We start from the raw sequence: 12,593 nt of genomic DNA, 5'->3' as shown, positions 1-12,593 counted from the left end.
GTTCTAGTCGTAGTTGAGAGCTTCGACGGCATCGAGCCGTGCAGCCCGCATGCCGGGATATAACGCGCCGATCACGCCGCTCACGAGCCCGACGACAAGAATACTGACCACAACTTGCGATTCGATCTGGACATTTAACGTACTCCATTTCGCCAACGCAATACTCAGTACCCAAGTCGCTATAAGTCCGAATAGGATCCCACCGAAACTGATCAGTAATGATTCCTGCACGATCGTCCACGCAATATTCATCTTCGACATTCCAAGTGATTTGAGCACACCGATCTGCCGCGTTCGTTCAGTTACCGTCGTGTACATTGTCAGCAAAATGATCAGAGCACTGATCACCCCCGCGACACCAATAACGACATTCAGGAATACATTCAATGCGGGAATGCTCTGCATATAGAGCTCTTCGAGTTCGCGAGTCAAGATGATCTGTTCGTTTGGGAATTTGGCCTGCAAATTTGCAGCGGCCGTATCGACCGTAAATCCATCTTTGACCTTGATCAAGATCGCCGAGGCCTTACCTTCGCTTCCAAGCTGATCCTGCATCGTTGCGAGCGGAATCTTGGTCCTGGCACCTGCTCCCGGCTCGTAAACGCCCACAAGCTTAAAGTTGCGCTCATACAGCGGTATGTCGTCGCCGATGGAGAGTTTCTTCTGCGTCATCCAGGCCGCGTCACAGATGATCTCATCGCCCGAACTGCCGAGCGGGCGGCCCTTCACGATCTGGAGACCGGCGATGGCGGCGTATTTATCATAATCAATACCGTCAACAAGACGCGTTCCGGTGTTAGCATCTTTGACTGAAACGGTGTTTTGAGCGATGGCAACAGCCGACTGGATCCCCTCGACCTTTTCGATCTCTTGCTCCATCGTCACGGGCAATCGGAGCGACTCAGAACCGCTCAGACCGACGCTTCCCGAAGCCCGCAGCATGATCTCGGCACCTACATTCGCCTCACGCTTGGCACGCTCCCGCAAACTGCCGTTCGCCAAACCAACCGTAAAAACGATCAGCAAAATACCGATCCCGATCCCTATGATGCTAACAACCGTCCGTGCCGGGCGGTGAAGCATATTTGAAAACACCAGACTGTTCATCAAAAACGTTCCCAAAAAGTCGTTAAAACAAATTGCCACTAACTCACAGGTTGGCGGCAAACAATAAATCTACTCCTTTGCAGCGTAAAACGCTAGACGCCGCCCAAAATCGCGTATTTCATTGGATCTTTTTGCGTGTTCGCAGTAGCTATTAATCGGTTCATTCGCCAAATCAATGCGTTCCGCGGACTTATGAATGTGTTCCGCGGACTATTAAACGCGTTCATCGGACTAATAATCACGTTCATCGGACAAATAGTCGCGTTCATCGGACAAATAGTCGCGTTTATCGGACTAATAATCACGTTCAGCGGGCTAATGATCGGGTTCAGCGGACTGATGATCGCGTTCAGCAGACTAATGATTGGGTTCAGCTGGCTAATGATCGCGTTCAGCGAACTTATGATCGCGTTCAGCGGACTGATGATCGCGTTCCGCGGGCTGATGAAGGCGGTCATTTACCTGATGAGGACGGCCATCGGCCGAATTTGTCATCTACGGTTCGCGAAATTGCTGTCAGAATTTAAGAGAACGCTTCGAGATATTTCACGCCCGATCCCGTATTAAAGATCACCACGGACTCGCCCTCGCCGACGGTTCCGTTTGCTATCAGTTTTCTCAATGCCGGAAGGCAGGCGGCGCCTTCGGGGGCGGTGAAGATGCCTGTTAGGGCTCCGAGCTCGGCGACGGCGGCGGTTAGTTCGGCGTCGGTGACGGTGATCGCGGTGCCATTTGAGGCCCGGATGGCGTCGAGGATGAGGAAATCGCCGATGCACTTTGGCACGCGAAGCCCGGAGGCGACGGTCGAGGCGTTTTCGAACTCGTCGGCAAAGCGTTCGCCTTTTTCGAAAGCTCTGACTATCGGCGCACACGTCTCGGACTGCACCGAAACCATTCGCGGACGCTCGCTCCCGATCCAGCCCATCTGCTCCATCTCGTCAAAGGCTTTCCACATACCGATCAGCCCCGTACCTCCGCCGGTAGGATAGAGAATAACGTCAGGAAGTTTGAAATCGAATTGTTCAGCGAGTTCGTATCCCATCGTCTTTTTCCCTTCGACGCGGTAGGGCTCTTTTAGGGTGGAGACGTCGAACCAGCCCATTTCGTCCATGCGTTTGGCCACGATCTTGCCGCAATCGGTGATGAGGCCGTCGATGAGAGTGACGTTGGCTCCGGTCTGTTGGCATTCGACGATGTTCGCTCGCGGCGTGTCGGCGGGCATGAAGATGTTGGCTTCCATGCCGGCGAGTGCGGCATACGCAGCCATCGCTCCGGCAGCGTTACCGGCGGATGGAACTGCGAGTTTTGTCACACCAAGTTCTTTTGCCATCGAGATCGCGGCCGTCATACCGCGAGCCTTAAAAGACTGCGTCGGATTCTGGCCTTCGTCCTTAATGTAGAGATCGAGTTTGATCGGCAATGTCGCCGCGAGCCTGTCCGTCTTGAACAAAGGCGTCCAACCTTCGCCAAGCGAAACGATATTCGCTTCATCGACGACGGGCAACACCTCGCGATACCGCCACAGCGAAGATTCTCTCGTCGCCAACGATTCCCTCGTCAATCCCAGGGATGCACGCTCGAGGTCATAACGAACAAGCAAAGGTTTTCCGCAGGTTGTGCAGAGATTTTGTAGAGTATTCGCCTCGTGCCGTAAGCCGCACAAGGCACATTCGAGATGAGTAACGTTCATAAAACCATTTTAGCCGCAAAGAGGCACAAAAGACGCAAAAGAAAAGCTCTTTGTGCGCCTTTTGTGCCTTTTCGCGGCGAATCTCTGCTTCTACTTCTTAAACGCGAACTCTTTCACGAGGTTGAACAACGAGTTGATTCCGAGCGAGATCGTGCCGCTTTTCATGCCGTCTTTCCAGTTGTAACGGGACGGATACCATGCTTCGGCGGCAATAATGCTCGCGGTGTAGGTGCCGACGATTCGCGACACTCCGACCGTCCGTTTGCCGCTCGCGGTCCTTGCTGTGAATGTCGAGGCGATGGCATTACCGGCCCGTGCACCGAAATCACGCTTCTTGCTGCGATAGAAGTGGCTGTCGATCTTCAGAGCCTCGTCGATGCCGTAGATCGCCGTGTTTCGAATCACGTTTTTACCAAAACTTGAGGCGAATCGCTTGCCAAATCCGTTGGCCGACCTACCCCACTCATCAGGCTCGTTGCGGATGGTCGAAAACCCAGAACTCGCCGCGATACCAACCCAGGCGAACGGGCCGGCGGTGTCATTAACAAATCGTTTGAAGCGCTTTTCCGCAGTTGGACGTAGGTACGACGCCTGATTGCTGGGAGCAGCAGTTTGTGCCGAAATGGTAAGTGCGGTGACAGATGTCAAGATCAAAATAAAGATAAATTTTTTCATAAATAGTCGTTTCGACTTGATCGCCAAAGCGGATTCACTTCGTGAGCATCGGCTTGAGAGCTTTGTAAATATTATTGGTCATGATCCGCGCCCCTTCCGCGTTGGGATGAATCCCGTCGGCCTGATTAAGCTCCTTCTTTAGTGCAACTCCATCGAGAAGGAACGCCAGAAAATCAACCTTATGTTGCGTAGCAAGATCGGGGAACAACGCGGTAAACTCGCGAGAATAATCACCGTTTCCTGGCGGTGCAAGCATTCCACAGAGCAGTACGCGGACCTTCTTGGCCTTTGCCTTCTTGATCATCGTGTCGAGGTTCGCCTTCACTTTTGGAACCGGAACGCCCCGAATAAGATCGTTGGCGCCGAGTTCGAGGATCAGTACGTTGATATTGTCGATCTCGAGTACCCAATCGATGCGTTCGAGTCCGCCTAGCGTTGTGTCACCCGAGACACCGGCGTTTACTACCTCGAAATCGTAACCGTCAGCCGTCAGCTTTTCCTGCAATAAATATGGATACGATTCCTTTTCTAGCAAGCCAAAACCCGCGGTTAAACTGTCGCCGAATGCGACGATCTTGGGCTTGTTCGATACGTCCTGCGGAACAGCAAGCGGTTTGTTGATCGCAGGTTTGCGGCTTGCCGAAGCACAGCCGGCAAGTCCGAATGCAATAAATATGAAACTAACAACTACTGTTTTTCGAATTAGATAACGCATAATTCACTGCTTTATTGTACGCTAAAACAATCACGAAAGATGCAATTTGATTGACTCATAGATCATGATCGAATTAAGAAATATAACCAAAACCGTTCGCTCGGGCACCGAGGACCTGACTATTCTCGATGACGTGTCGATGACAGTTCCTGATGGACAGTTCGTCGCCGTGACCGGTGCATCTGGCAGCGGCAAATCGACGCTCCTCGGCCTGATCGCCGGGCTTGATGCTCCGTCGAGCGGCGAGGTATTCATCGACGATGACGAGATCACTGCTCTCAAAGAAGACCGACTGGCTGAGATCCGAAGCAAAAAGATCGGCTTTATTTTTCAATCATTTCATCTGATCCCGAGCCTAACGGCATTTGAGAATATCCTCATTCCAATGGAGATCCTCGGAATATTAAATGCCAGCGAACGAGCGGAAATGCTGATCGAGAACGTCGACCTCTCGAACCGCGGTCACCATTATCCGGCCGAGCTCTCCGGCGGGGAACAGCAGCGAGTCGCCATCGCAAGGGCGTTTGCTAATTCGCCAAAGATACTGCTTGCCGACGAGCCAACCGGCAATTTGGATTCAAAGAACGGCGAACATATCTTCGAATTAATGACTGAGCTCCACCGTAAAAATAACGTGACACTCGTGCTCGTAACTCACGACAAAGCACTAGCCGACAAGTCTCAGCGGCAGATCATTCTCCGCGATGGGCGTATCGAAGCGGATGTATTAAATTGAGGTTTTTTGTTCCATGAAACACGTTTGTGCGAGGTGGGACGGAACATGCGAATGCAATTCATTTTTAAGTTAACGATCCGCGAATTCCGTTCATCATGGCGGCGTCTGCTGTTTTTCTTTCTCTGCATTGCTCTCGGTGTCGGATCGGTGGTTGCTCTGCGTTCGCTTATTCAGAATCTTACGCAGGCCGTCGGCACCGATGCACGGGCTTTGATGACCGCCGATCTTGAGGTCAGCTCGACCAACGATTTTTCGCCAGCCGATATCGAAAAGGTCGAAAAGATCATCAATTCGTCGCCTATCGTCGATGGCCGGAATGAGACGATCACCGCTGCCGTTATGGCACGTCCCGTGGATGCAGCAAATCTTTCGGTCAAGTTTGTCGAGCTCAAAGGCATCGAGCCGCCGTTTCCGCTTGTCGGGTCGTTTATTCTCTCGGACGGTTCGCCCTTCGATTTCAAACTGCTCGAAAACAACGGCACTGTCATCGCCAAGATCCTGCTCGAAGACCTCAACGTAAGGGTCGGCGATAAGATCCGCATCGGCGAAACTGCATTCGAGATCCGGGCTACGGTTGACGAAGAACCTGGCGGCACTAGCGGTTTTCGCCTTGGAGCCCGTGTCTTTGTCGAGAAAAAGGCTTTCGACACTTCGGGCATAACCCGGAATAACGGTCGCGTCCGTCGACGCATTCTATACCGGACGACCGACAATCCGACTTCGCTAGTCAAAGAGCTCCGCGAAGCTTTGAGTGGCACGACCGTTACTGTCGGTTCTTATCGTGAACAGCAGGAGAACCTGAATCAACAATTCGTTCGCACCGAGAATTATCTGGCTCTCACTGGCCTGTTGATCCTCGTTCTCGGAGGCGTCGGTGTTTGGAATGTAGCACGGGCGTTCGTCGAGCAAAAACGAAAAACCGTTGCGGTCCTCAAATGCCTTGGTGCCAGTGGCAACCGAATTATCACCGTCTATCTGCTCCAAATTTTAACGCTTGGCCTCGTCGGCAGCCTGTTCGGCGCGGCACTAGCACAGGGAGCATTGTGGCTCGTCAAATTGCGTTTTGCCGATGCGCTGCCCAACAAGATGACTTACGGGGTTGGCCTTTCGACTGCGGGGCAGGGTATTATTCTCGGCGTTTTGATCTCGTTGCTATTTAGTGCTCTACCGCTGTTGCAGATCCGCACGATCAAACCAAAACTACTACTCCGCGACGAGAATAGCGCGAGCCTGAACGAACTTGACCGCAGCAAATGGCTCTTTGGCTTTCTGTCACTTGCCGGTTTACTCGGCCTCGCAGTGTGGCAGGCAGGTTCTATCACCATAGGCGCGTTTTTTCTCGTGGGTCTTGGAATGACTTCGCTGATTTTGTATCTTTCCGCGGCGGTACTAACCTGGATGCTGCGGCGTGTCCGTTCGCTTGGGCCGTTTCCGGTTCGCCAGGCGGTCAATTCACTTTACCGGCCGGGCAATCAAACACGGATCATTCTACTTGCGGTCGGTCTTGGGGCGTTTGTCGTTTTGGCGGTCCAATCGATGCAGTCAAATTTGGTTCGAGAATTCGACTTTACGCGTAATCAGAAGCTGCCGAGCCTGTTTTTCGTCGACATTCAGAGAAGCCAGATAGACGGGCTCCGACAGTTGATCAATGAACGCATCGGCGAAATGCCCGAGGTGATACCGACGGTTCGAGCTCGAATCGCGTTTGTAAACGGCGAGCCGATCGATTTTCAAAACCGTGAAGTCCGTCAGCAACAAGGCCAGATTGGCCGTGAATTCGCGATCACATACCGTCCGAATCTGGACGTCAACGAGAAAGTCATCGTTGGGAATTGGTGGTCAAGTGACGTTAATGAAGTACCGGAGGTCTCGGTCGAAGAAGAAATGGCTAAACGGCTAAACATCACTGCCGGCGATTCGATTTCGTTCGATATCTCGGGCCGAAAGATCACTGCTCGCGTAGCAAACGTGCGTCAGCTCGATGTAAGGAACACCCGAACCGCGTTTGTTTTTGTGTTCCGGCCGGGAACGCTTGAGATCGCTCCGCAGAGCTTTGCGGCGACGGTTCTCAAACACATTCCCGCTACCGATCGCCAACGTCTGCAGCGTGATCTGCTCGCACAATTTCCAAACATTCAGGTCTTTGATGTCGATGATATCTTGGCGGCCGTTCAGCGGTTGATACGCAATTTCGTGATCGCGATATCGTTTGTCGGCGGATTCGTCATGCTCAGCGGCATTCTGATCCTTATCGGCTCTATCGCTCTGACGAAATCGCAACGTATTTACGAGAACGCGATCCTTAAGACCCTCGGTGCTAAACTTGGCACGCTTGCCGCTATTCTCGTCTCCGAATACGGCCTTCTCGGACTGCTCGCCGGTGTTATCGGAACGGGGTTTGCAACCGCTCTGTCTTTTGCCGTGAGCCGATTTGTCATGGATATTCAATGGGAATTCGATCCTTTGGTGACCGTTCTCGGCGTTGTAATCACGACCTTCCTTGTAATGTTGGTTGGCGTTGCGGCAAGTTTCGATGTTCTGTTCCGTAAACCGCTTTCGACACTTCGATTACAGTAAATGCTATTTACCTGTTTCGAACGGATGTGCTTCCAGCACTGCTCGCATGTTGACCTGAGCGAAAAGCGTTTCCAGATACGCTCCGAATCTGTGGACGATAGGCACCAGATCTTTCTTTTGCTTTGTTACCAATATCTCTTCAACAAAACGCTCAAAGGTCTCGATATCTTTGTAAAAAAGGAACCGCACGGTCTTATCCATGAACTTGATCAAAGCTGAATTCAGTTTCTCGATGTTTCGTCCGTCCGGATCTTTTTCGACGAGCCTGACAATCTGAGCAATCGTGTAGATTTCTTTTCGTAGCATTTGTGACTGGTCGAGTTTGTGCCGAAAATTTGGAAACAGATCGAAAATGTCGATCGTTGGATCGATTTGTTTCGCGAACTGAGCGAGTATTTGCTGAAAACTCTCGGTCAACAGTGCATAGGCCGTCTCAGTTCGGGCATACACGGTTGTCGCCGGACGAATCGAAGCGACACCTGACAATTCCTGCCGGACAACCTTTTTGAGCTCGATCGAGGCAGTATATGCAGCACCGTCAAGTACGGTAATGAACTCATCAGATTCCTCTGACCACTGATTGACTCGCTGGTTCAGATAGTCGACCAATTCCTGTGTATGTTCCGAGACCTTCGCAAATATTAATAAGGCACCTTTGAGCGGCTCGTCGCGTTCAAGAAGTTCGCCGACGATGTCCAAAAGCCGCAGGATCTTGCCAAATCGTGGCAATATGGCATCAAGCTCGGCCTCAATTTGCGGAGGTGCATCTGCGTCATTGATGAGCCTCTTGAGCTTTTCTGGAAGAAACATACCACCGCCGGCTTCCGTGCCGGCAACGAGCTTTGAGAATGCGGGATCGGCATAGAACCGCTCAAGAACCAACCTGCTCCATGCCCTCCATTCACCAAGGTAAAGCGTCGGAGCGTTCATTAACGCGTTTGAAAGAAGAATCGGTTCACGAAGCATTGCCGAAAAAGTCCTGACTTCGTCGATCGACACTACTGAACTCCCGACTGTTCTACTCAGCGAATCCGTCAAGACAAAACTCAGGTGTGCACATCGTTGTAAGGCCGAACTTGCGATTCGGATTTCTTTGTTGAAGGACTCGTTAGAGGCTGGAATATTGTGATCTAAGTCAAAGCTCCCGTCGTTGGATAAAAAGCTCGCGAGCCCACTTATCCACGCCCCGAGTTGGAAGCTGACCGTTGCGGTCTCTGCCGGCGGAAGGTTCCCCGGGGCATCTCGGTCAGAAGGCACAACCCTTTCTATTCTTTCGACAGCAACAGGTTCCAAGCTAGTTATTTCCTCAGTTCAACAATGGTAAGCTAGACGGCGAGCAGCAGAAGTTCTGCAAGTTAATTTATACCGTTTTTTACCTAACCTTGGCAATCAAAAATGTTGAGCAACACTGCAAAACTCGTCGTCGCGACCTCAAATCCGGGTAAACTTGCCGAATTGCGGCAAATGTTGGCTGAAACGCCCGTTTCTGTTCTCAGCCTCGCCAATTTTGGATCGATCGTTGAGATCGAAGAAACCGGCTCGACATTTGCAGAAAATGCGATCATGAAGGCAGCAGGTTATGCTAGTCAAACGGGCCTTCCAACGCTTGCTGACGACTCGGGGCTTGAAATCGAAGCCCTCGGAGGCAGACCGGGCATTCACTCGGCCCGATATGGCGGCGACATGATATTTGCCGAAAAGATGGGTTTGGTTCTCGCCGAACTGCTGGATACCGCAACCAACAACCGCCGTGCCCGCTTTGTTTCTTCCATCGCCTTTGCCTCAGCGGACGGTGCTATCATACATACGGTCGAGGGCGAATGCTCCGGCATTATTGCCGAAGACTCACGCGGAAACGGCGGTTTCGGTTATGATCCGATCTTTGTGCCCGACGGATATGATCAGACCTTCGGTGAGCTCGCCGACTCGATAAAAGAACAAATCAGCCATCGCAGTCGCGCATTTTCAAAGATAATCCCGTATTTACGCGATTTCTACTCAGTTTGACTTGACCTAACAGTTTTTCCGCCTTAGAATTCGACTCTTGAGAATCGTTTCCTATGGTTGAAATAACGGGGCGTAGCACAGCCTGGTAGTGCGCTCGCTTTGGGAGCGAGAGGCCGCAAGTTCGAATCTTGCCGCCCCGACCACTCATCCCAAAGATGAGTATCAACCCTGCACTCATGCCGATGCGTAGTTTGCGGGCAAATCGATTCGCTGATAAGTATTTATATTCACAATCACAACTGGAGGTTAGATAAACTATGGCTCGTATGACACAAACGGAAATTATTGGCAACTTGGCTGATTCGTCGGGACTTAAGAAAACGGACGTCAAAGGTCTGTTCGACGCTCTTGCAGCTCTCGCAACGGCGGAAGTCAAAAAGAACGGTGAATTCACACTGCCGGGTTTTGGCAAGTTGAAGAAAACCCACCGCAAAGCACGTGATGGCCGCAATCCTGCGACGGGTGCTGTCATCAAGATTCCGGCCAAGACGACTGTCAAATTCAGCATCGGTAAAGCGATGAAAGACGCTGTCGGCTAATACCTGATATTGTAGTCAGATAATATAAGAGTGGCATATCTTGCGACATGCCACTCTTAGTTGTTTTCACGACGTTTTTTTGGTGACAAGTGCTTTTCACGAAAAAAAGTAGTGACAAACGGAGCAACAGTCTGTTAACATCTCCTTACAGGTTGAAACAGAAGCGGTACGCTTATTTTTGCAGCAACTATCCGGTTGTGTTTTTCAACTTATTTATTCTGAAATACTCACGGCGTTATGTATTTCAGAGCAACTTGTCTAAGATCAAGGATAGTGTCCACGCAAATGCGTGAACAATTTTATAGTCAAGGAGAATAAAAAGTGGCAGCAGCTAGACCAATGACATTGCAGGACAGAGTTTTGCAAATTGACCATATTCAAGCACGCCGTTTTTCTAAGTTGTCAGGCGAAACTTTGGAAATTGCGACGGAAGGCATCATCAGACACCTGCGGGCTTGTGTTCGCATGGATGTTAATCCGGATGCGTCGGCCGTTCGCGAGATCATCGACGATGCCCTGAATGGCCGCAGGGTGTTTGCAGAAACCTCCAACGATCTGTTGGCCGCCTAGTTTTTATATTTTAATAGTTTTATCAAGCTCGACCGCTTCTTTTTGGAGCGGTCTTTTTTTGTCTCATTTATCTCAATTTCAATCTGTAAAGCGTGTATTTGCCGAATATCTCGCCGGCGCCACGTTCGTACCATTTATCGATATTTGCAAAATTCGGCGGCGAATCCGTCTCGGAGATGGCGTAATTTAGCGGCGGATTTCCGGCCTTTAGCGGATCGAATGCTTTCAAATAATCACCGAACCGATGCATCTCGTCGTCGATCTCGCGGAACGTCAGCGGCGTGTATGCGGCATTCAGACGGTCGGTGTGCCGGCCCCAGCCGAAGAGAGCGATGACCGAGACGAAATCGTTGCCGCTCTTGATGCCGGCGGCGAGGTGGCGTTCGTCGACGCCCATGTAATAGAGATATTGATAATAGCGTTCCTTGTTTTCCTGCCACGTAACGCCCGCGAAAACGTGCTGGTGACGTGCCCAGAGGACGGATTGCGGTGCTAGGGTCGGAAGGTCGTCGCCCTCGGCCATGCCGAAATGCATAACGACCGAGGCGTGCGGGTTTGGTTCGCCTTTGGCGATCTCGTCGAGGCGGCGGGCGACCGGAAAGGCCTCGTCGCGGGCAACGTTAACGTCGTCGAGGATCCGGACAGTGTAATGACACTCGACAAATCCCCAGCCCGCTGCGATGAGCGTCAGAACGGCCATCGCGAATTTCCCCGTCACCGCTTGCCTGTTATCGGCCCGCCGCCGAAATAGTCCAAACAGCATCACGAGCGAAAGGCCGGCGACATAATTGCCGATAAAGACCTGATAATGTATCGGCTGCAGCGATTGGCCGGTGATGACCTGCTGGTTAAAGACGATCAGCGGAACGAGAGCGAGAGAGGCCGTGAACAGAACGGCGCGATCTTTCAACTCAAGCTTTTTCAATGTGACCGCGATACCGATCGACGCGAGCACAGCGAACCCGATGAACTCCGGCACTCGGATCAGATCGGGCATGTGCGTTCGGACGAGCAGTTGGACATCGTCCATCGTATGCGACCGCTTGGACAGCAGATACGCATACGGAGCGAGGCAAACGACACACGCGATGCCGAGGGCGATAAGATACCTGATGTCCTTTACAAAGCCCTTAGGCCGCACCGCGAGCCAAACAAGCCCGACACAGCCGAGCCAAGCAAGCGCCGACGTCCAGACGTAGAAGTATGAGAAGACGGTGTAAGCGAACGCCGCTGTAGAAAGGGAGATGAGGAGAAGAGGAGAAGAGGAGAAAGATGGCGTTTGGCTTGTGGTCTTTGAATTTTGATCTTTTTCGTCGATCTCGCGTGTTTCGCGGTTAAACTCTTCCTGCCCGCTGACGTCTGACAACTGACTACCGACAACTTTCCACACCAAACCGACCAGCAGAAAGAACGCCGGGAATGCCATGGCGGGGATGTATCTTCGGAATCCGGGAAAATACGGATACGCGTAGCTCCAGCCGGTGATCTCGCCGATGGCGCCTTCGCCGGCGAAGAGAGCACCTCCGGCTAGCGTGATTAGGCTGCCGGCCATCGCAAAGAGCGAGTCGCCCGTTATCGAGGCCAGAAGCCAGAATATCGCGAGCGCCGTCAGGAACGCCGCCAGAGCTCCGGCAATGGTCATTGCCCATGTCGCGGGCACACCGAGCAGCCTCGCGGGCAGAGCGATCGTGTAAGGGGCAACAAATTGTATCGAGAACAGCGATTCTTCCTGCGGAGTCTCGGGCGAATCATCGCGGCCTGTGTAGGGGTCGTTCTTTCGCGGGCGTCCGTCGATCAACGCACGCACATACGCCGCATATGCGACCTCGTCGATGTCATTGTACGCATAATGGCCGTTCCAGTCCTGCCCGCGAAGATAGACCATCTTCATCTGCGGATACAGCGAAAAAACCGCCAAAAACAAGCCTGCAATTATGCCGTAACGCCAGCGGATCTTCATAAAACAGTGGTCGGTGG

At 52.0% G+C, this 12,593-nt stretch carries 12 protein-coding genes and 1 tRNA gene; 7 read left to right on the top strand and 6 right to left on the bottom strand.

Annotation, left to right across the window (positions count from 1 at the left end; genetic code table 11):
• Positions 1-3: 3 nt before the first annotated feature.
• Positions 4-1,107: an ABC transporter permease gene (locus tag IPK01_09025; GenBank protein MBK7933627.1), complete on the bottom strand. Its 1,104-nt coding sequence runs from the start codon at positions 1,105-1,107 to the stop codon at positions 4-6.
• 192 nt (positions 1,108-1,299) lie between these two features.
• Here IPK01_09025 and IPK01_09020 point away from each other — a divergent pair, with 192 nt between their 5' ends.
• Positions 1,300-1,674 (top strand): hypothetical protein, encoded by a 375-nt coding sequence (locus IPK01_09020; GenBank protein MBK7933626.1) that lies wholly within the window; start codon positions 1,300-1,302, stop codon positions 1,672-1,674.
• Here the strand turns inward: IPK01_09020 and IPK01_09015 are convergent.
• The 3 genes from IPK01_09015 to IPK01_09005 all read right to left on the bottom strand — a co-directional run bounded on the left by IPK01_09015 (position 1,631) and on the right by IPK01_09005 (position 4,187).
• Positions 1,631-2,797 carry a threonine synthase gene (locus IPK01_09015; protein ID MBK7933625.1) on the bottom strand — a complete coding sequence of 389 codons (1,167 nt, stop codon included), beginning with the start codon at positions 2,795-2,797 and terminating at the stop codon, positions 1,631-1,633. The two genes, IPK01_09020 and IPK01_09015, sit on opposite strands and share 44 nt — an antisense overlap.
• A 90-nt stretch (positions 2,798-2,887) precedes the next feature.
• The gene (locus tag IPK01_09010) at positions 2,888-3,472 is read right to left on the bottom strand and encodes a hypothetical protein (protein ID MBK7933624.1); all 585 of its coding nucleotides are present in this window, start codon (positions 3,470-3,472) and stop codon (positions 2,888-2,890) included.
• Between the two features lie 34 nt (positions 3,473-3,506).
• The gene (locus tag IPK01_09005; protein MBK7933623.1) at positions 3,507-4,187 is read right to left on the bottom strand and encodes an arylesterase; all 681 of its coding nucleotides are present in this window, start codon (positions 4,185-4,187) and stop codon (positions 3,507-3,509) included.
• Between the two features lie 64 nt (positions 4,188-4,251).
• Here IPK01_09005 and IPK01_09000 point away from each other — a divergent pair, with 64 nt between their 5' ends.
• Together IPK01_09000 and IPK01_08995 are read left to right on the top strand one after the other, a co-directional pair.
• Positions 4,252-4,923 carry an ABC transporter ATP-binding protein gene (locus IPK01_09000; GenBank protein ID MBK7933622.1) on the top strand — a complete coding sequence of 224 codons (672 nt, stop codon included), beginning with the start codon at positions 4,252-4,254 and terminating at the stop codon, positions 4,921-4,923.
• 45 nt (positions 4,924-4,968) lie between these two features.
• Positions 4,969-7,500: an FtsX-like permease family protein gene (locus IPK01_08995; protein ID MBK7933621.1), complete on the top strand. Its 2,532-nt coding sequence runs from the start codon at positions 4,969-4,971 to the stop codon at positions 7,498-7,500.
• Between the two features lie 3 nt (positions 7,501-7,503).
• Here the strand turns inward: IPK01_08995 and IPK01_08990 are convergent, their stop codons facing one another.
• A complete protein-coding gene (locus IPK01_08990) occupies positions 7,504-8,499 on the bottom strand; it encodes a hypothetical protein (GenBank protein ID MBK7933620.1) in 996 nt (331 codons plus the stop codon).
• Positions 8,500-8,895: 396 nt separating this feature from the next.
• Between IPK01_08990 and rdgB the strand changes: the two genes are divergently transcribed.
• The 4 genes from rdgB to IPK01_08970 all read left to right on the top strand — a co-directional run bounded on the left by rdgB (position 8,896) and on the right by IPK01_08970 (position 10,616).
• Positions 8,896-9,507, top strand: coding sequence for an RdgB/HAM1 family non-canonical purine NTP pyrophosphatase (gene rdgB / locus IPK01_08985; protein MBK7933619.1), 612 nt, complete (start codon positions 8,896-8,898; stop codon positions 9,505-9,507).
• Positions 9,508-9,573: 66 nt separating this feature from the next.
• Positions 9,574-9,650 (top strand) — tRNA-Pro (locus IPK01_08980).
• A gap of 114 nt (positions 9,651-9,764) precedes the next feature.
• On the top strand, positions 9,765-10,046 hold the full coding sequence (locus IPK01_08975; protein ID MBK7933618.1) for an HU family DNA-binding protein: 282 nt from the start codon (positions 9,765-9,767) through the stop codon (positions 10,044-10,046).
• 321 nt (positions 10,047-10,367) lie between these two features.
• Positions 10,368-10,616 (top strand): hypothetical protein, encoded by a 249-nt coding sequence (locus tag IPK01_08970; protein MBK7933617.1) that lies wholly within the window; start codon positions 10,368-10,370, stop codon positions 10,614-10,616.
• 67 nt (positions 10,617-10,683) lie between these two features.
• On the opposite strand, the gene IPK01_08965 is transcribed toward IPK01_08970, so the two are convergent.
• Complete coding sequence (locus IPK01_08965) at positions 10,684-12,576, bottom strand: hypothetical protein (GenBank protein MBK7933616.1); 1,893 nt, start codon at positions 12,574-12,576, stop codon at positions 10,684-10,686.
• Positions 12,577-12,593 lie beyond the last annotated feature (17 nt).

The organism is Acidobacteriota bacterium (genome assembly GCA_016713675.1).
In the GTDB taxonomy this organism is placed as follows: Bacteria; Acidobacteriota; Blastocatellia; order Pyrinomonadales; family Pyrinomonadaceae; genus OLB17.
This window is presented reverse-complemented; position numbering and strand designations above follow the sequence as displayed.